The organism is Pseudoalteromonas rhizosphaerae (assembly GCF_028885455.1).
GTDB classification, from domain to species: Bacteria; Pseudomonadota; Gammaproteobacteria; order Enterobacterales; family Alteromonadaceae; genus Pseudoalteromonas; species Pseudoalteromonas rhizosphaerae.
In genome coordinates, this window is record NZ_CP118496.1 from 1,812,640 (window position 1) to 1,831,273 (window position 18,634).

Consider the following 18,634-nt stretch of genomic DNA (forward strand, 5'->3'; position numbering starts at 1 on the left):
ACACTGACAAGGAAGCGTTTTGGAGATTAGGAAGTTAAATGCTTTGCGCGGCATAGCTGCAATCATTGTTTTTATAACTCATTTTACTGATATAACTAACTGGTTTGATGGTGCGTTGGGTGGTGGCTCCGGCGCGTATGGGGTGATGCTGTTCTTTATGTTAAGTGGCTTTTTAATGTCATATCTCTATTTAGAAAAAGCGTTTAATAAAGAGCATGTAAAGCATTATTTTTTAGCCCGTGCGGGGAGAGTGCTACCACTTTATTTTGCTGTTGTTTTAGGCTCATACTTGTTCACCCAGTTCGACCAAAACCTGCTGTATGACATATCGAACGTTAACATTCTATTGGGTCACTTATTGTTTTTACATGGTGATAGCGTTCTGTGGTCTATTCCGCCTGAGGTGCAGTTTTATCTGATTTTTATTACTTTTTGGGCTTTTGCTAAAAACCGAGTTGGGTATATTTATGTATCAATAATCATGGTGATGATTGTCTTGTTTTTGACAAACTTCCCTAGGATAAGTGGTGATTTAAATGGTATTCCCTACAATGTGTTTAATTCAATCCGAAGCCTTCCTTTCTTTTTTGTTGGGGTTATTTTTGGTTTAAATTACAAGTCACTAGTAATACCAAGCTACCTTAAAAAGCATTGCTTTATATTTTCGCTTTGTCTAATACCGTTATTGTATCCAGAATTTACGCCAGTAATATCCGATGCTAAACGTAAGATGTGGTTAAGTTATGAAGTACTGCTGGTAATGAGTTGTGTGTTTTTTGCAGTCGTATTTTTGGTTCCTGATAATAATATTTTGTTAGCGAATAAGATCACTGATTTATTAGGTCGAGTCTCATATTCGTTGTATTTACTGCATATGCCGATTATTGTGCAAGTTAACAAACTTAATTTATCTATAGAAATTAAATTGTTAGTTTCACTATTTGCTAGTGTTTTGGTGGCATATCTGTCATATAGGTACTTTGAAAAACCCATAGCAAATTTAATACGATGTAATAAATCAACATAGGTTAACGTAGCTTGGTTTGGTAGTAGTTAGTGCTTAGTCTACTCAAAGATAAATAATGAGATAATAAATAACTGAGAACAAGCATTGATGATTATTGGGTAACTTAAGGTAGAGGATTTATAGAGCTTTAATGTCTACATTTTATGATATTCAGCTAATGCCAGATAGTTGATCTGGCTCGTTATAATTAATAGGTGCCTTAAACTTAAAACCCTTCAAGCACCAGCTTACCGCGTGATTGATGAGATTCTAATATTGCGTGCGCTTTGAGCAGGTTTTCTATATTAATTTTCCCTAAATGTTGGCCTAAGGTAGTTTTAATGATGCCGTTATCAACTAGCTCTGCTAATTCAGTAAGTAACTGATGTTGCGCTATCATATCGTCAGTTTGGAACATTGAACGAGTATACATAAACTCCCAATGCAGTGAGATACTCTTGCGCTTGAGCGCTAAAATATCAAAACTTGCTGGGTCGTCTATTAAAGCTAATTTACCTTGTGGTTTGATTACTTTAATAATTTCATCAAGATGTTGATCGGTATGAGTGAGGCTAATTACATAATCAAATTCAGCAAGATTATGCTCTGTTCGTTGTGCATCTAAGCTTTGTGAGTGATCAAGCACTTGATCAACACCTAGCGCATTTAACCAGCTAACGCTATCTACGCGTGATGCTGTGCCTATCACCGTTAAGTTGGTTAGCTGTTTGGCCAACTGCACTAAAATTGAGCCAACACCGCCTGCGGCACCAATAACTAATAATGAAGCTGGTTTTGCATTGTTGGAACGTGATATTTGCAAACGATCAAACAGTAATTCCCAGGCTGTAATACTGGTTAGCGGTAACGCAGCAGCTTGGGCATCGTTCAAGGTAGTAGGCGCACGGCCAACAATACGTTCATCAACTAGTTGAAATTCAGCATTACTGCCTGAGCGAGTTAAATCACCGGCGTAATAAACCCGGTCGCCCAGATTAAATAAACTTACTTTATCACCAACAGCTTTTACGATCCCAACAGCGTCCCAACCAATGACTTTATGACCTTGTTCAGGGCTAACATTTGCGCGGATCTTCGCATCGACAGGATTAACTGAAATTGCTTTTACTTCGACCAATAAATCGTGACCGGATGCTGTTGGAATAGGTAACTCGATGGCTTCGAAAGAATGATTGCTAAGTGTTTTGGTTGCTGTTTGGTATCCAATGACTTTCATGAGTTGCTCCGTTAAATTGTTTTGCTGCACCCACTATAACGCAGTTTTATAATAGAAAAAGAGTGGGGTATATATACACGAATCTCTCTCAAAATTTTTGATAATTAACTTAAGTCAGTATTGAGTTTATCAAGTAAAGTAATTAGTTGTGTGGCTTCTTGCTGCGTAATAGATGGAAAACGGCAACGAATTTGCTCAGGGATATTCGCTGCTTGTTGTTGCAGCTGTATGCCTTGTTTGTGTAACTTTACGACTCGCTTACGTTTATCTGTTTCATCTTTAACCACGGCTAATAAGCTTTTATCGGTCATTTTTTTCAAAATTTGTGTCATGGCGCCGCCATCTATTGCGGTTTTTTCCAGCAGCTGTGCAATACTGATCTCATCTTCTTCCCAGAGCGCCATCATCACCACATACTGTGGATAGGTCAGCTCAAGTTCGTTTAGTGCATCTCGATAGGCACGTACCACTGAATTGGAGGCCATATATAGACGATGACAAATTTGATTATCTAATTTCAATTGTGGATATTTCATAGTAGCTCTCGAATGATGACACTGCATTTTAATTTGCATGCAAAATATTTGCAATGATCAATAAACTACTTTATTATTTTGCATGCAAAGTAAGTTTAGTCCCAACCTTAAATAAGGAAAACATTATGAAAGAATTACTACAAGTCGCTTACACAGCTAAAGCAACTGCAACGGGTGGCCGCGAGGGCACTGCAAAATCAGACGATGGCCGTTTAGATGTGGCACTTTCAACTCCAAAAGGGTTAGGTGGCGATGATGGTCAAGGCACTAACCCTGAGCAGTTGTTTGCAGCCGGTTATGCAGCGTGTTTTATTGGCGCATTAAAATTAGTTGCAGGCCAAGCTAAAGTTAAGTTACCTGCTGATACCCGCATTGATTCAGAAGTATCGATTGGTCCAATCGAAGGTGGTTTCGGTATCGCTGTAAAATTAGCTGTTTTTGTCGGTGATGTAGATAAAGACACCGCAGAAGCGTTAGTGGCTAAAGCACACGAAGTTTGCCCATATTCAAATGCTACTCGTGGTAATATCGCAATTGAATTGTCGGTTATCTAACTTATTGTAAATTTAATAATTTATATTTTTAAAGGCGCATTTTTATTTTAAATGCGCCTTTTTTGTGGCTTTTATTTATAACCATGAGCTTTTTAGAGCGCCATTTATAACCAAGAAGCGCAATTGTGATAATCTGTACTAAAATTTGTAATCCTTAGTTTGCGCTACCCGACAATCAATATCCTCACTTATATCATTGTATATTAATACTATTTCAGTATGTTAAACCATGTATGTCATTGCCAAGCATTAACACAAATAGTTCAGTAATGATCAACTCGATGTCTAAATTGGCTTTGTTATCGGGAAAGTTTATTAACCACTGGTTAGGTTGAGTGGTCTAGGAATATCCATTAATACGGTTTTTTTCAACAAAATTGATTAACTTATGAATAATTGAACTAGAATGTAAACGTAGTTTTAATTCGAGGATAAGTGGAATGCGGCAATTAGCGTTGGCGAAAAAGTTACTATGGCTTACTTTAGGTAGTATTTTTATCACCGTTGTAGTGCTATCGAGTGTGCTTTGGTGGCAATTATCAAGCAGCAATAAAGTGTTATCAGCACAAGCTGAAAAATTGATAGTTACAGAGGTAGAAGAAAAGCTCACCAGTAATGCAGCAGTGTACGGTGAAAAAATCGCAGGGTTTATCAACGAAGCATATCGAGTGCCTTTTTCACTCGCTGCAATACTTGGTAATGAATCAGCTAAAGATGCTTTAACACGTGATTCGGTGGTACAGCTTAATCGCTCTATTATAGAAGGTAATTCGATACTTTCTTCAATCTACTCGCAATTTGAAGCTAATGGTTTTGATGGTAACGATAAACAATATAAAAGTGGTTTTGATCATTCAGTCGCAGGCCAAGGCACCTTAGAGATTTACTTCACTCGCAGCCGTGAAGGTGTGATTGAACAGCAAGTTGTTGAAGATGCAGCAGAAAAATACGTTACGACTTTAAACGAATTTGGTCAACGTGAGGCTGAGTGGTACTTATGTGCTAAAGACACTAAAAAACCGTGCATTATGGAACCCTACTTGTACGAAATCTCCCCCGGCAATTCGGAAATGATGACATCTTTGACTGTGCCAATACTGCGCGACGGTAAGTTTATTGGCCTCAGTGGCGTTGATATTACACTGCCAGTTTTTCAAACTATGACCGAGCAGTTATCAAAAGAATTATATAATGGTCAGGCGCGAGTTACCTTATTAAGTTCGATGGATTTAATTGTGGGTAGCAGTCATAACAAAGACAAACTTGGTCGTCCGCTAAAAGAAGCAGTCTCTGCCTCGGTGTTAAAAAATTATACTAGTTTGAAAGAAAGCTCTGGAGTACAAAAGAGCGAAAATGAATATTTAGTCAATTACCCAATAGATATTAAACTTGCTGGTCGTCAGTGGACTTTGCTAGTAGAAGTACCTGCAGAGCTTGCACTACAAGGACCACAGCAGCTCAGTGCAAGTATGCAAGATAATGCCAACACTCTTGGTGGGTTAATTTTAATATCTGGGTTAGTGATTGCTGGCGCTGCATTTATTATTATGACTTTAGTTGTCAAAAGCATCGTGGCGCCGCTGCAACAAATTCAGTTACGGGTTGATAATTTAGCCAGTAGTGAAGGGGATTTAACACAAACGTTAACAGTTGACACTCATGCAGAGTTAATTGCGCTCGCTGTTGGGTTTAATGCGTTTTTGGAAAAGTTACGTGATTTAATTGCGCAATTAAAAGATGTATCAGGGCAAACTAAGGAGCAGGCACAAATTGCCGCACATGTAGCCGTTGATACTAAGCAAAATGTGCAAGCTCAGTTTCAAGAAATTGAAAGTGTCGTAACGGCAATGAATGAAATGAGTGCCACTGCACTTGAAGTTGCCCGTGCTTCAGAGCAATCAGCGCAGCAAGCGGATGAAATTAATTCATTAGTGGTCAGTAGCGAAGCGAGTTTATCGTCTGCGGTATCACAAGTGAAAACTATGTCTGAAGAAATAAAGCAAGCCAATCAAGCCGTAGCCAAAGTGGCGGCGCGTAGTAACGATATTACACAAATTTTAGATGTGATCCGCACTATTTCAGAGCAAACTAATTTACTCGCACTTAATGCTGCGATTGAGGCTGCTCGCGCTGGTGAACAGGGGCGAGGCTTTGCTGTCGTAGCCGATGAAGTGCGTGCTCTGGCATCTAAAACTCGTGCGTCAACAGATGACATTAGTGGCTTAATTGACAACTTACAGCTTGAAGTGGGTAATGCCTCAACAGTGATTGAAAAAGGAGTTGTGCGAGCACAAACTGCAGTTGATGAAACTACCGTTGCTTTTGATGCTTTACACAGTGTGGTAATTAAAGTGGAAGAGATAACTAATCAGATCACCCAAATAGCGACGGCTGCAGAGGAGCAAAGTTCTGTAACTGAAGAAATTAATCGTAATTTAACGTTGATCTCCGATGCTGCATCACAACTTGCTGATTTATCAACTCAAGCTGGCGATGGTAGTCAAATGCTCAATCAGCTTGTTGCACAACAAGACGATGAATTGAATAAATTGAAAACATAATACCTCCAATGTGATTAACTTGGTTCTGTATAAAACCGGTATAACTTAACCTGTCGCTCACAAACTAGCCACGCCACTTCGGCGTGGTTAGTTTGAGTTACATTATCAACTCTAAACTAGGTCCACCCCTAATTCAGCTGTCAAAATAATACAAACCAAAGAGCGGCAAAATATTTCAACGCGCTACCTCTTTCAAATTAGGTATGGCTTTTATACGTAAATCATCAGTCCAGCAAATCGATTTACTCGACTATTTTTATGCCGTTTCTATTTAAAAATAACCTGTTTGTTACTGCGAGTGTAAATACGTTTTTCAGGTTTTGTCCATTCACCCTTTTTTAAATAAGAGGTAGAGACAACAAACTGCTCATCTTTAAAATCACTGGTTGATTTTACTTTTGTAATGCCTTCTTTTGAACCTGTTACGGTTTCGTATGCTACAAACTGCGTAGGGCTCAATACTTTCAATGTCCCTTGAGTATAAAAGCCTGCTGTAGTGAAATAATAAAAAACTAATGACTGCTTTTTACTATCCCAAAATATCATTGATTCGCCGCCATATTCACCTTCATTAATTGAGTGAAGGGTACGAATTGCTTTCCCATTGAGGGCTCGCTCCCAGCGACTTACATCCTGAATCTTTGGCTTATTATCGGCAACATTGAAATCAGCTTGCCATGTGCCGAGGTAAGGTTTAAATACTTCAAGCTCTGGTGCTAAGTCAATCGTTTGTGCACTAATAGCACCAGCGTAGATAAAGCAAAAAGATAGTAAAAGTGTTTTTAGGTATGACATAATCGTGCCTATCATTATTAGTTTTTCAAATTGTAGTATAGGCGAGAGTCCGTTGATTAAAAAAACATTATTGCTTTTTTCTGTTAGTTTTCTAGTTGTATTAGTGATTGGTGGGCTGCTTGATTATTGGCCATATTTGGTCGCCAGTGTTTACTGTACTATGAGCAGTATTACGTTTTTAGTTTATAAATGGGATAAGCGTTTGGCGATAGAGTCAACAGATCAGCCTATTAGAGTGCCGGAACGTAGTTTACATATTTTAGCATTAATTTGTGGTTGGCCGGGAGCACTGATCGCTCAGCAATGGTTAAGACATAAATCACAAAAACGTGCATTTATTGCGGTACTTTGGCTCACTATCATTATAAATACTTCTGTATTAGGGGCTGCCTATTATTGGCAATTGCTTTAAATTGATGCACTATCAGGTAACCTAAAAATAACAAAAGTCTGATTTTATGTATTTTTTATATCGCTGCTATCATTTTATTTTAAAATGTATTGTTATTTTTATTGGTATTCCTGATCCGCGTTTGTATCAAGGTTATAGCGGGTTTAAGCAATGGCTTGCATTACTTAATCCAAATAAACCTGTGTTAGTTGTAACTGACAATACGTTAAAAAATTTAGGCGTTGTTGCTCCCATTTTAGCTTTGCTGGATGAGCAGGCAATCTCTTGGCAGCTGTTTAGTGACGTTGATGCTAATCCAACGATTAGCAATGTTGAAAGCGGTTTAGCACTTTATCAGCAATACACATGTCATAGTATTATCGCCGTTGGTGGCGGCTCAGTAATTGACTGTGCCAAATTAATTGGCGCACGTGCAGTAAGACCTAATAAATCAGTTAAGCAGTTAAAAGGCTTGTTTAAAGTACTGAAAAAACTTCCCCCATTATGTGCTATTCCAACAACTGCAGGTACTGGCTCAGAAACGACCGTTGCTGCGGTGGTAAACGATCCGCAAATGCAAACAAAATATGCCGCCACTGACTTTGCTCTTGTACCAAGTGATGCAGTTTTAATTGCTGAGCTAACACAAACGGTGCCTGATTTTATTACCGCAGCTACAGGTATCGATGCACTCACGCATGCACTTGAGGCATACATAGGCACTAATGGCCTTGCTTTTAGTGATGACAAGTCATTGCGGGCAATCGAACTTATTTTACAAAATTTATTAACAGCGTATAAAAATGGTAATGACTTAGTTGCGCGGGAAAATATGTTACTCGCTTCATTTTATGCAGGACAAGCGTTTACCCGAACATCTGTAGGTTATGTGCATGCTATAGCGCATCAATTTGGCGCGCAATACGGCACAGCTCACGGTTTAGCAAATAGTGTGGTATTGATGCATGTGCTGAAATTTTATGGTTCCAGTATAGATAAAAAGCTGGCGGCTATTGCTGATCATTGCCAATTAACACAATCACACCAAAAACCAGCAGAAAAAGCAGCAATACTATTAAACACCTTAGAGCAGTTACTTATTGATCTAGCTATCCCTCGTCATTTAAAAGAGCTAAAAGTAGCTGATATACCTAAGCTTGCTGATGCTGCAATTGTAGAGGCTAACTGGGACTATCCAGTACCAAAATTTATGAACGTAGCTCAATGCCAAGCCATTATTCATAAAGTAGTGAGTGATACGTAATAAATGAAAACCTTCCCATCAGCACAGATAGGGAAGGTTTAAGCGTTAAATTAGCGTTTTAACTGTGCTTCAGGTTGATTTAATAATTCAATTATAGGATTTTGTGCAGTGATTTTTGCTTTAAGAGCAAAGCCGATCAATAACCCTGCGATAAAGCCACCTATATGAGCGCCATAATCGATACCATCAGGTGCTGCAATCATGCCATAAATATTGATCCCTAACCAAATTACAAAAAACCACACTGCAGATAATTTCTTTTGATAAATGATAAACATAAAAGTTAGGCTGGCGTGCCTAAACCACATTAAGTACATACCAAATAGCCCTGCAATTGCGCCGCTAGCCCCGACACTTGGAATAATCGAGCTGGGATCAACGATAAAGCTAGCAAAAGACGCTGCCAAACCGCATACCATATACCATATTAAAAACTTTTTATGACCTAATACGTCTTCGAGGTTATCACCAATAATGTATAAAAAGTACATATTACCAATAAGGTGCATTACTGAGCCGTGTAAAAAAACACAGGTAATCACGCTCCATAAATGTTCGCCTTGAGAGATCTTACTTGGATTCATTGCAAATAATTCGAGGGTGGCACTGAATGCGTCTGAATTGAAAAAATACAAGGCAAAAACAATGGCATTGAGTGCAATTAAACCGCGAGTAACCCACGGCGTTTGTTTTGGTTTTAGGTTATATTCAACGGGCATTTGCGTTAAAAATTGAAACAGATAAGTTTTCCAACTAACTTTTTGGTTTAGCTTGTCTAGGCTTGCTTTGAGCTCGGGGCTGTTTTCAACGCTTTCTAATTGACCTTTTTCAATCCAACTGCCATCACAATGACGGCAAACATCAATTTCGGTATGAAAATCTTCGAGTAAATGAAAGCGCTCAAGGTTCTTACTGCAATCGGGACAGTCTAGCTTAGAAATACCTAATGACTCACCAAAATGAGTCTCGTATTTTTCACCAATAGGACCTTCGTTGATTTCGGCAATCATCCGGTTAACTTCGTTTTTTTCAAACCATAAGCCACCGCATTCGCGACAGATATCTATCTCTTCACCTTGATAATGAGTAACATCCAAAGGGTGATCTTTGCAGTGAGGGCAGCGTTTAGTTGGCATTATCAGCCTCCTTCAATGAGCCGATAATAATATCGTTTTGTTGTAATTCTTGTTGTAAATTTAATGCACTAGCTTTTAGTTGAGGTAATGTTTGTTGCTCAATAATATCGGCAATTTGATTTAGTTCAATTGACGCTTGGCGCGCAGACATTTTACGCTTTAACGCTGCTTCAATGACAAACTCAGCACGACTATAAAAACGACGAATTTGTGTTAGAAATATACTCGGCGTTTCAAGAGTTGTTGGTGAGTACTGCATAGTTTGCCAAATATACTTTTCAAGCGTGGGTTTATTATATTCAAGTTCACTTGTGTGTGGGCTTTTGGCTAAAAGTAACGAATAGCGTTTTATATTCTCTAAATTATCATTTACTTCATCATATAATGAAGTACGCAAATAATAGTTATCCTCCATTTTACTATATGAATCAAATTTTAGTGCTTGCTCTAAACCGCTTTGCGCAGCTAAGTAAACACCAAAAATAGTTGAAAGTACTAAAAACACTTGGTTCAACCAAAAGCTAGTACTTTTTAGCTCTTTATTATCAACTTTTTTCAGTACGTTAGGTATTCGAGGAGGTGTATTTGCTTGGTCAGAGTGGTTTTGTGATGACTCCAAAATTCATATCCTTATTTTTACTGTCCATTTAATAAGCGCAACAGGATACGGGGATTTTTTTAATACGACAATTACTTTTTATGGAAACTATACTTAATTTTTAACACAGGCAATACAAATTGGTGATGGCAAGAATAAACTTGCCATCAGTGGTGTCATAATGCAGATTGGCTTGCTTCAATTTGATCTAACTCGATAGTCAGGATCGTTTTCTTATCAACAGTAACCCACTTTCTATAGGTTAAGTAACCGTCTTTAGTAATTTCGATGTCGTATTTACCTTCATCGAGTTCAATACCTGCTTGGTATTTCGGCTTTATATTCATTATGCGAATACGGGCATCATCAGGAGAAGTAATAACGGTCAGTGATATTGCACTGTTTACTTCTTCTGTGGTGACAACAGATTGCTCAGCAGAAGCCGTCTGTTGTTCAACTTTAGGGTTACTTGAACAACCTGATAGCATCACTATAGCAACCAGCGCACTTAATTTTTTCATAATTACTCCATTAAATTGTTCATTATAAACATCTTTGTTTATATCACTTTTAGCAACGAAAAATCATGGAATAACAATAGGAAGGATTATGTATTTACTAGAGTCTTCCATGACTTTTATATTTACTTTAACTATAAATCAAATGGCATTTTAGTATGTATAAGGATGAGGTTCAAATCATAGTTGCAAAAAATACCAGTTTTCCTTATTTTATTATGTTTATAGCAATAAAAGAAACAGTTTCATTATGACTATAATAAATATTAGTTTAGGGTTTTGCTCTTTTTAAGCTTAGTAAATCGTTGCCACGTACCCAATATTAAAAAAGCGACTAGCATAAATACAGTGATGTAAAAGGCCATTATGGCCACTTTGATCATTAGTAAACACGCGATAATAATGGCGAAGATGATCGCGATACGAATAATAGGGCTTTTGATAAATCTATTTGAAAAAAGTAAGGCGGTTAGGCTTAGCTTGCTGCGGGTGTTTTTCTTAACATCCATGTTTTGTGTCCTTAGTGTTTTTTGTATTAGCGTAATTTACGCGTTTAAATTAGTGTGTATTTTATGCAGTGATAACGTCATCATCATTATTATCACGCTCAAAGTTCAGATTAAATTGGCCTTGGCGATTAATGGTAAAAATAGCGCGCGTCCATTTTTCTGGTTGGTGCTTTGTGGCTTTATCAAATACTTGTTTGAATAAATTGACTATCTCGTCTGTCACGGTAATCGGCTGTTCGCTTGTATCAGCAGCAGTTTGATAATGGGCTTTGCATTCAAGTACGTTTTCATCTTCACAATTTAAAATAAGTTGTGCTTCAAGCCACGGCTCATTTATTTGCTGGTACAAGTATTGCCCAAGTTGTTGTGGGATGTTTTTAATATTTGGTTGCATGTGCTGTCCTTAGCGTTTTCTATATAAGTTAATTATTGCTCAATGAGTACGACGATAGATTTACCTTGCTCAGCCGCATCTCTAAAGGTTACAAAGTATTTATCTCGAACTAGCTCATAGGCTTCGGGGTTTACTTCATCGTCTCCATCCTTTTCAATTTCAGCAATAATTTGCTGCCCTTCTAAGTTGCTAATATCAAAATTGTATTCTTCCTCCATTATCGCGTATAAATCTTTAACCATATCCGCAGGAAAAAAACCAAAGCTACCGCTGATATCCGCATCGGGTCGGAGTAGTTTGTGAGGATAAAAATTAAAGCTAGCAATCAATAATAAACGGCTATTACCTGCGATGGCGTCCCATAATTGCAGTGCTGGTTCAAAGCCGCGCAGATTTATTTCGATAGATTGCCAATGAATGGCTTCATTTTGGGTTATCTCTAATAACTGTTGGTATTTGCTTTCATCATCATCATCGGCAAGCGTAGTGGGGTAACTATCTTCGTCAATAAGTAATAGGTGAATTAAACTGCTCATAGATAATAGGCTCGTGTTGTGTGATTATCGAAACTAATCAATTAAAAATAAAGGTAAATATAGTGAATCGGTTTGGCATTGCCAACCATGCATGTCTTTGCCTAACTTTGCCATAGTAAGAGCATTTAAACAGATAAAGCCTTCTTCCATATCTTTTAAATCACCAAATTTACATTCATCTTTATGCCAAGTTATGGCTTTGTCGATACTAGTTTGCCAACGTAATTCATCACCTGAGACTAAGGCCGAGATTGCTTCTAATAAAGGAAGTATATATTGCAGTACATCTTTGTCTTTAGTGTTTTTGGCTTCAAGTAAAGCAGCCTCAACATCATCTTTATTAATAGTTTGGCCTGTACCAATCGCTTTTAATAGTTCAGCGTATTGGAGTTTTGCTTGATGTTGAACGCTGGATAACTTTATTTCACTGTGTTTAAGCTTTTCTAAAACATCCTGCTCAGCAAAGAGAAGAACAACATTTAGCTCTTGTTGAATAGTCCAATCGTTATTACTCGTTTTTAATTTAGGGTCGAAGCCGCATAAAAAAGCAAACGGTGCTGCTTTTTCAAAATTGGGTTTTACTTCTGAGTGCTCTTCGAGTGCGTATTTAGCGTATGCAAGCATAAAATAGAAATCGGTTATTTTAAATACGCTATTTTTATTTTGTTCAGGGGTTCTAGTATTATCTTGAAAACGCTCTATCCATGCGGCCAAATGGCTGTTTGCACGTGAGATGTTTTCTTCTATATTTTCTATTAATAGTTGGTTTAACTGTAGCATTATCAATTCTCTATGGTAAAGGTTGTAATTTTCCTTCGACGACTTGACCGCCTTTTTCAACGGCTTCAATAACAATTTTATTTAACGGTATATCTAAGTCATTCGCATTGAATAAGTCGTTGCCTAGTGTATTTTGAGCCGGATATTTCTTGGATTTTCTCATGCTTTTAATTGTATTTTTTATCCACTTCGTGGTCATTTGATCGCCTTTCTTAGCTCCTTTAGTGAGCTCGGCGCCAGGTCCCTTAGCTTCAACGATAAAGTATTCTAGCACGTTGCCATTTTTATCCCGCTTAGCCCATACTTGGTCAAAACCGGGGCCCGGACCAAAGCCTAGCTCCATTTTCGCAGGTGGCGGGGGCTTATAAAAGTGTTGTGCCATATAGGCACTTGCTGCACGTTCACCTTTAACTTCGGTAAGCTTCGCTTTAAATGCACCAATGCGATGGCTTGAATCACCATTTTTAATAGCGTCATCTAGTTTGTTCTTATAAGCCGTTTCATAAGCAGCTAAGTTTTTATAATGGGCATCAAGGGCTGGGTTTCTGACTCGCTTAAGCGCTGTAGCCCCCTTTAAATCATTCCCTTTCGGCGGCTCTAGTTCATTGGCAACTGTTTTCTTCGGTTTGCCCACTACACCCGTGCTTGCCGGTGGCTCAAATTCATCGAGGGCTTTGTTTACGCGATTGCCAATTTCGTTTGCGGCGTTTTTTACCCCTTGGTCTATTTGCGGGGTGACTTCATCAAGCTGTTTGACCATAGCTTGCATGCCGTCAATGGCCGAGTCTGGCAGTAGGAGGTCGTATTTCCAGCTGGTTGAAATATCTTGCAAGGTATCTCTAAAGCTTTTAATAATTGCTTTGACTTCACTGGCGGCTTGTTTACCTAAATTTTGCCAGTTTATTTCACGCAGGTATTTTACTGGGTCGCCTTTGCCCACTTTCGTTGGGTAAAAAGCCGGAGGACTGCAATAGCGGCTTCCATGGACTCTCCGCTGTTTTTAATTACGACTTTACCTACGCCTTTTATTACAGAGTATTCAATCGTTTATGGAGTAAAAGCTAATACAAGGCTAGGGCGCTAATCTTGAAAGATTCTAGCGCCTAGCCTGACAACATCCATGTTGTTAAAGAGCGGGTAATTATTTATTTGAATCTAGGTTATGAATTAATGTGTTTGCTGTGCAGTGATAACTTCATCATTATTGTTATCCCGCTCAAAGTTTAGGTTAAATTGGCCTTGGCGCGTTATGGTAAAAATAGCGCGCGTCCAGTTTTCGGGTTGGTGTTGGGTGGCTTTATCAAATAGGGTGTTGAATAAACCGACTATCTCGTCTGTCACGGTAATCGGCTGTTCGCTTGCATCGGAAGCAGTTTGATAATGCGCTTTGCATTCAAGTACGCTTTCATCTTCGTAATTTAAAATAAGTTGTGCTTCAAGCCACGGTTCATTGATTTGTTGATAAAGGTACTGACCGAGTTGTTGTGGAGTGTTTTTTATGTCTGGTTGCATATGCTGTCCTTAGCGTTATTTTTGATAATGAAACTGTGTTAGCTATAGAGTATAAATCCATTGTTCAAATTCTTCAGCTTCCTCTATTCTGTTGAGCTCTGAGATCCAACGTACTTCTTCTTTTATGTCCTCATTTCCAATTACAGAAAAAACTATGATTGGATTCTGTGCAAATGAATCAAAAAATCCAGATTGCTTTACATTTGCCAGTGCCTCAATAATACTGTTAAAGATAATGTTTCTATGATTTGATTTTTCGGAGACGCTATTGGCTTTACTACTTAATAAAAAAAGCTCCTTAGATATTTCATTAAAATGTTTCGCCCCTACACCTTCAAACTGCCATTCTCCAGGGCTCCACTTATAATAAATTGTATCACTTGGATCAGCACTTACTAATTCATTTAGATAATCTTTAGTATTTGCAGAAGGGGCTATAGATGCTGCATCAGGGTCACTATATAATGCGAAACTATAAAAATTGGACTGCCCATGATTGGCTTTTAGTTCTAAGCAACAATCTTTAATAGCCGATTCAATTTTTTCTCTAAGTAAAGGCATATCCATGAATTTTCTCTCTTTAGTAAAGTGTATGTATAGTATCGTTTGCAAAATGCTCTTTTATTTCTTGTAAAGCTTTTATGATTGACTCCCTCGATGGACTGTTTTGCTCAACTTTAACTAAGTAATCTCTGACAGCTTTCGCTGCTTTTGTGCTATGGTTTTTGTTTGGCGCCCATCCTAAGTTTTCAGGCCCTTTGTACCAGTCTATATCGTACTTTTCTACAATATCTTTACTTTCGTCAAGATACTCAATCATTTTTTTACCCCGCCCTTTTTTAAATATAGAATGATGGGCATGCGGATTTATCATACTTTCAGGTGGTTCTCCTGCACCATGTTTTCTTAAAAGGTTACCCCAGCTAGGTTCTATTTCACCTTCCATAGGACCAAATTTTCTATTTTTCGAAGTGGCTCCTTTTAAATCATTCCCTTTCGGCGCTTCCAGCTCATTCGCTACTGTTTTCTTCGGTTTGCCCACTACACCCGTGCTTGCCGGTGGCTCAAACTCATCAAGGGCTTTATTTACGCGATTGCCAATTTCTTGCGCTGCGTTTCTTACCCCTTGGTCTATTTGCGGGGTGACTTCATCAAGTTGTTTGACCATAGCTTGCATGCCGTCAATGGCTGAGTCTGGCAGTAGGAGGTCGTATTTCCAGCTGGTTGAAATATCTTGCAAGGTATCTCTAAAGCTTTTAATAATTGCTTTTACTTCACTGGCGGCTTGTTTGCCTAAGTCTTGCCAGTTTATTTCGCGCAGGTATTTTACTGGGTCGCCTTTGCCCATCTTGCGTAGCACTGCAATAGCGGCTTCCATTGACTCACCACTATTTTTAATTACAACTTTACCCACGCCTTTTACAGCAGAGCCTAATAATGGAACCAAACCAATGGCGGTTAGGGTAAAGGCTATCCAACCGTCGCTGTCATTGGCTTTGTCATCATCGGTGAGTAACACGGTATTTGCACAAATATCACGAATATCCATGATTTGGTCAACCACCGGTATCATCGAGATAATTGTACCCACAACGATTTGTGATGTACTCGGGTTTCTATTAAAGTCACCTTGCAGTGTGCCCCATAACCAATCGCCTGCTTGGTTGGCTAAATTGCCAGCCTCTTCCAGTTTTGCAGTGTTACCGCTATTGATCATGTGCACAGCATCGGCGGTGGTTATTTGCCCATACAACGGGTTGGGTGTGGTGTTATCTTCAGGCTGAAAATCGCGACTGTCTTCGCCGTATTTAACACTGAACTGACCGCTGGGAATATTGCTGAGTTGTGCTTGTCCACTGTCATCTAGTTGCCCGGTCGCTTGCGTTCCATCATCAAAGGTAATGGTGTAGGGCGCATTTTTTACCGGGCTGCCGTCTTGGTAAACGTATTCTAAATCGACTACGCTAGCAGTCGTTGCCGCAACGCCTGCATCACTTATGGTTACATCATTAATACGGCTAATACTCGCAGGACTTGAGGCACTTGGGCTACTGGCTGTTTGCGGGCTTTCTATATCGTAATCAACTGGTCCATCAAAGGTCACTATGTTACTGTCGAGCGTGAGTATATTGGTAGCGATGATGGTGGCGTTGCCTTGGCTATCGAGTTTAATTTCGCCGCCGGCGTTATGAATGATTAAATCGCCTTGCCCAGAGCCTGTGATGTTAATTGACTTACTGGTTTGTAAAAACGTTGAGCCATTTGGTACGTTGAGCTTTAAATCACTGTTATTAGTCTTTAGTAAAATATCACTTTGCGCGTTTATTTTAACCGCACGCCCCGAAATTAATGATAGCTCTTGGTCAGCTTTAACATCGATTTTTTTACCTATGAACGCATTGTTGCCGGCACTCTGGTAATTTATATTGCCGTTGTTAGTTTGTTGTTTGAGTTCATTTTTAACATCAATAAATTGATTGTTCTTTATCACGAACTGTACATTGCTTTGCTCGGTTTCTAGGCAGAGGTCTTTTCCTGCGTGCAAGTTTATAGTGCCTAGTTGGCTTATCCATTCTATGAATTGGCGGCCAGACTGTTTGGCGTTTAGCTCAAAGTAATGTTCACTGGCAAGGGTTTGTAAAATAACTTTTGGCTCATTGTCGTCATCATCAAATAGTAGTTCGTTGTGGGCTGCGGTTAATAATCGGTTATGCGTTGGATTGGCGGCGGTTACTACGCTTGGTTGATCGCTATTTAGTGCAAAGCCCATAATGTAGGCGTGATTAGGGTCGTTGTTAATACAGCCTATTAGTACCTCTGAACCACCGACGAGTGGAAAGTGCCATCCAGTGGCCTGAGTTTGGTTTTGGCATGCATACAGAGCTAACTTTTGCAAGGCAGGGCTTGACTGCGTTATTGGTCTGGCATTTTTGTCAAAATCAACGCGGGCTCGATATTGCCCGTTGTCATCAATAAATGCATTGCCGGTCAGTGATTCTACTTTCGCAGGGAATACCATCGGTTTTGCTTGATGGGGAATAGGGAGTGGCTTAAAGGGGGTGCCTCGCTCAATAAATTGCGCTGTACAACTGTATTTAGTTAAACCCTCATGGCTACTTTCGTCACTTGGTTGCTCGCTGTAGTGCTCGACTGCGATACAGAGCAAGTCACCACTGCTACCAATGCCGGTGTTATCACTTAATGAAATCGAACATCCCGCAAATAAATCACATACGTTACCAGTTAAGCTAATAACTTTATTTAAACTCGCTAGTGCATTACTAAAATTTTGTGCTTGATTAGTTGCGGCGGATTGCGATAACGCACAGGGTTCAAAGAATGATTGGCTATTGCTGGCAATGGTATTAAATTGCCCATAGGCTGCACTGTTTGCAGTATTGTTATAAATAGACTCAGTAAGTTGAGCATGCATAAAGCCAACAAATTGCTCTCTGTGTTGGTTATTCATTCCAGCGCTACTGGTAACTTCTAAAACGCCGCGCTCAAGGTAGGGACTATTTAAATTACTGTCGCTTATCACCAGTATTTCAGCCGAGTCTTTGCTTTCAAACCAATAAAATAAACCATGGGAAGCCAGTAAACGATGAAAAAACTGCCAGTTACTTTCCATTGCTTGTACGCACTGAGGCATATCAGCAAACGGTTGGGTAACTCTGAAATCTACTTGACCTTGAGAGTATCCGGCTTGTGATGCTAGGTAGTGTAAAACATCTTTTAAATTAACCCCGATAAATACTTTGCTATCTGAGGTGTTTTTTAGCGTACTCAATCGATCTTTAATGACGATATGATAGCGGCGTTTTTTATTGAATAACCCAAGATCGGTGCTTTGTGTTATGAGGCCTGCTTGGTGGCGATAGTAATTGTCTTTATTTACAAATGTAATTAAGGCCGATTGTAATAATAAATCGTTTAAAGGCTCATCTGTGAGTGTGTCGAAAATCAGGTCAAACTCAAAGCTTTTATTTAAGCGTTCAATTCCCTTTACCTGAGTTACGTTCATTGTTTTATTATTAATATCTAACAATAATCGTGATTTAGACATTTCCTTGTCCTTTTGCTACCTTGGTCGATAATGCGTGTAAAAATACACATTAATCTAGCGATAATCAATGAAATATTTGTAATCAACGATATTTAGATTATATGCAAATAGGTTCATAATGTGTTCATTTTTAAAATTATATGGTGTGGTCGCTTTTATTGGGAACAACTTTAAGTTAGAAATAGTTGTATTTTCGCACTGAATTCGGTTGACATTTTAACAATTATGTTTGTATCATGCG

19 protein-coding genes are annotated in these 18,634 nt (G+C 38.9%); 5 read left to right on the forward strand and 14 right to left on the reverse strand.

Annotated elements, in window-relative coordinates:
• The first annotated feature begins 19 nt into the window (after window positions 1-19).
• Window positions 20-1,027 (forward strand): acyltransferase family protein, encoded by a 1,008-nt coding sequence (locus tag PVK79_RS07765; RefSeq protein ID WP_257326837.1) that lies wholly within the window; start codon window positions 20-22, stop codon window positions 1,025-1,027.
• 205 nt (window positions 1,028-1,232) lie between these two features.
• Here PVK79_RS07765 and PVK79_RS07770 read toward each other — a convergent pair whose 3' ends face one another.
• Together PVK79_RS07770 and PVK79_RS07775 are read right to left on the reverse strand one after the other, a co-directional pair.
• The gene (locus PVK79_RS07770; RefSeq protein WP_257326838.1) at window positions 1,233-2,243 is read right to left on the reverse strand and encodes a zinc-binding alcohol dehydrogenase family protein; all 1,011 of its coding nucleotides are present in this window, start codon (window positions 2,241-2,243) and stop codon (window positions 1,233-1,235) included.
• 104 nt (window positions 2,244-2,347) lie between these two features.
• Window positions 2,348-2,779, reverse strand: a complete 432-nt coding sequence (locus PVK79_RS07775; protein ID WP_145242022.1) for a MarR family winged helix-turn-helix transcriptional regulator — start codon at window positions 2,777-2,779, stop codon at window positions 2,348-2,350.
• Window positions 2,780-2,904: 125 nt separating this feature from the next.
• Between PVK79_RS07775 and PVK79_RS07780 the strand changes: the two genes are divergently transcribed.
• Both PVK79_RS07780 and PVK79_RS07785 read left to right on the forward strand, forming a co-directional pair.
• Window positions 2,905-3,333 carry an organic hydroperoxide resistance protein gene (locus tag PVK79_RS07780; RefSeq protein WP_145242020.1) on the forward strand — a complete coding sequence of 143 codons (429 nt, stop codon included), beginning with the start codon at window positions 2,905-2,907 and terminating at the stop codon, window positions 3,331-3,333.
• A gap of 440 nt (window positions 3,334-3,773) precedes the next feature.
• Complete coding sequence (locus tag PVK79_RS07785; RefSeq protein ID WP_145242018.1) at window positions 3,774-5,894, forward strand: methyl-accepting chemotaxis protein; 2,121 nt, start codon at window positions 3,774-3,776, stop codon at window positions 5,892-5,894.
• Between the two features lie 267 nt (window positions 5,895-6,161).
• On the opposite strand, the gene PVK79_RS07790 is transcribed toward PVK79_RS07785, so the two are convergent.
• Complete coding sequence (locus tag PVK79_RS07790; protein ID WP_145242016.1) at window positions 6,162-6,689, reverse strand: hypothetical protein; 528 nt, start codon at window positions 6,687-6,689, stop codon at window positions 6,162-6,164.
• A gap of 52 nt (window positions 6,690-6,741) precedes the next feature.
• On the opposite strand from PVK79_RS07790, the gene PVK79_RS07795 reads away from it, so the two are divergent.
• Both PVK79_RS07795 and PVK79_RS07800 read left to right on the forward strand, forming a co-directional pair.
• A complete protein-coding gene (locus tag PVK79_RS07795; RefSeq protein WP_145242014.1) occupies window positions 6,742-7,101 on the forward strand; it encodes a DUF1294 domain-containing protein in 360 nt (119 codons plus the stop codon).
• A 46-nt stretch (window positions 7,102-7,147) separates the two neighbouring features.
• Complete coding sequence (locus PVK79_RS07800) at window positions 7,148-8,344, forward strand: iron-containing alcohol dehydrogenase (protein ID WP_145242012.1); 1,197 nt, start codon at window positions 7,148-7,150, stop codon at window positions 8,342-8,344.
• A gap of 50 nt (window positions 8,345-8,394) precedes the next feature.
• On the opposite strand, the gene PVK79_RS07805 is transcribed toward PVK79_RS07800, so the two are convergent.
• The 11 genes from PVK79_RS07805 to vgrG form a co-directional block, all read right to left on the reverse strand.
• Window positions 8,395-9,480: a rhomboid family intramembrane serine protease gene (locus tag PVK79_RS07805; protein ID WP_145242010.1), complete on the reverse strand. Its 1,086-nt coding sequence runs from the start codon at window positions 9,478-9,480 to the stop codon at window positions 8,395-8,397.
• Entirely contained in the window at window positions 9,470-10,099 is a 630-nt protein-coding gene (locus PVK79_RS07810; RefSeq protein ID WP_257326840.1) for a hypothetical protein, read from the reverse strand. Before PVK79_RS07810 ends, PVK79_RS07805 begins: the two co-directional genes overlap by 11 nt.
• 155 nt (window positions 10,100-10,254) lie before the next feature.
• Window positions 10,255-10,599, reverse strand: a complete 345-nt coding sequence (locus PVK79_RS07815; protein WP_145242524.1) for a PEGA domain-containing protein — start codon at window positions 10,597-10,599, stop codon at window positions 10,255-10,257.
• 263 nt (window positions 10,600-10,862) lie between these two features.
• Window positions 10,863-11,105 carry a hypothetical protein gene (locus PVK79_RS07820; protein WP_145242522.1) on the reverse strand — a complete coding sequence of 81 codons (243 nt, stop codon included), beginning with the start codon at window positions 11,103-11,105 and terminating at the stop codon, window positions 10,863-10,865.
• Window positions 11,106-11,166: 61 nt separating this feature from the next.
• Window positions 11,167-11,499 (reverse strand): immunity protein YezG family protein, encoded by a 333-nt coding sequence (locus tag PVK79_RS07825; RefSeq protein WP_257326842.1) that lies wholly within the window; start codon window positions 11,497-11,499, stop codon window positions 11,167-11,169.
• 32 nt (window positions 11,500-11,531) lie between these two features.
• Entirely contained in the window at window positions 11,532-12,035 is a 504-nt protein-coding gene (locus PVK79_RS07830; protein ID WP_257326843.1) for a hypothetical protein, read from the reverse strand.
• A gap of 33 nt (window positions 12,036-12,068) precedes the next feature.
• On the reverse strand, window positions 12,069-12,815 hold the full coding sequence (locus tag PVK79_RS07835) for an immunity 49 family protein (RefSeq protein WP_257326845.1): 747 nt from the start codon (window positions 12,813-12,815) through the stop codon (window positions 12,069-12,071).
• A 10-nt stretch (window positions 12,816-12,825) separates the two neighbouring features.
• Entirely contained in the window at window positions 12,826-13,755 is a 930-nt protein-coding gene (locus tag PVK79_RS07840) for a hypothetical protein (protein WP_338052644.1), read from the reverse strand.
• 227 nt (window positions 13,756-13,982) lie between these two features.
• Window positions 13,983-14,327 carry an immunity protein YezG family protein gene (locus tag PVK79_RS07845; RefSeq protein ID WP_257326847.1) on the reverse strand — a complete coding sequence of 115 codons (345 nt, stop codon included), beginning with the start codon at window positions 14,325-14,327 and terminating at the stop codon, window positions 13,983-13,985.
• 42 nt (window positions 14,328-14,369) lie between these two features.
• Window positions 14,370-14,894: a DUF4303 domain-containing protein gene (locus tag PVK79_RS07850; RefSeq protein WP_257326848.1), complete on the reverse strand. Its 525-nt coding sequence runs from the start codon at window positions 14,892-14,894 to the stop codon at window positions 14,370-14,372.
• A gap of 13 nt (window positions 14,895-14,907) precedes the next feature.
• Window positions 14,908-18,393 (reverse strand): type VI secretion system tip protein VgrG, encoded by a 3,486-nt coding sequence (gene vgrG, locus PVK79_RS07855; RefSeq protein ID WP_257326849.1) that lies wholly within the window; start codon window positions 18,391-18,393, stop codon window positions 14,908-14,910.
• Between the last annotated feature and the right edge of the window lie 241 nt (window positions 18,394-18,634).

Coding starts and splice junctions, on each gene's coding strand:
- PVK79_RS07770 (WP_257326838.1), bottom strand. CDS start 2,243: ATGAAAGTCATTGGATACCAAACAGCAACCAAAACACTTAGCAATCAT.
- PVK79_RS07775 (WP_145242022.1), bottom strand. CDS start 2,779: ATGAAATATCCACAATTGAAATTAGATAATCAAATTTGTCATCGTCTA.
- PVK79_RS07780 (WP_145242020.1), top strand. CDS start 2,905: ATGAAAGAATTACTACAAGTCGCTTACACAGCTAAAGCAACTGCAACG.
- PVK79_RS07785 (WP_145242018.1), top strand. CDS start 3,774: ATGCGGCAATTAGCGTTGGCGAAAAAGTTACTATGGCTTACTTTAGGT.
- PVK79_RS07790 (WP_145242016.1), bottom strand. CDS start 6,689: ATGTCATACCTAAAAACACTTTTACTATCTTTTTGCTTTATCTACGCT.
- PVK79_RS07800 (WP_145242012.1), top strand. CDS start 7,148: ATGTATTTTTTATATCGCTGCTATCATTTTATTTTAAAATGTATTGTT.
- PVK79_RS07805 (WP_145242010.1), bottom strand. CDS start 9,480: ATGCCAACTAAACGCTGCCCTCACTGCAAAGATCACCCTTTGGATGTT.
- PVK79_RS07815 (WP_145242524.1), bottom strand. CDS start 10,599: ATGAAAAAATTAAGTGCGCTGGTTGCTATAGTGATGCTATCAGGTTGT.
- PVK79_RS07820 (WP_145242522.1), bottom strand. CDS start 11,105: ATGGATGTTAAGAAAAACACCCGCAGCAAGCTAAGCCTAACCGCCTTA.
- PVK79_RS07825 (WP_257326842.1), bottom strand. CDS start 11,499: ATGCAACCAAATATTAAAAACATCCCACAACAACTTGGGCAATACTTG.
- PVK79_RS07830 (WP_257326843.1), bottom strand. CDS start 12,035: ATGAGCAGTTTAATTCACCTATTACTTATTGACGAAGATAGTTACCCC.
- PVK79_RS07835 (WP_257326845.1), bottom strand. CDS start 12,815: ATGCTACAGTTAAACCAACTATTAATAGAAAATATAGAAGAAAACATC.
- PVK79_RS07845 (WP_257326847.1), bottom strand. CDS start 14,327: ATGCAACCAGACATAAAAAACACTCCACAACAACTCGGTCAGTACCTT.
- PVK79_RS07850 (WP_257326848.1), bottom strand. CDS start 14,894: ATGGATATGCCTTTACTTAGAGAAAAAATTGAATCGGCTATTAAAGAT.
- vgrG (WP_257326849.1), bottom strand. CDS start 18,393: ATGTCTAAATCACGATTATTGTTAGATATTAATAATAAAACAATGAAC.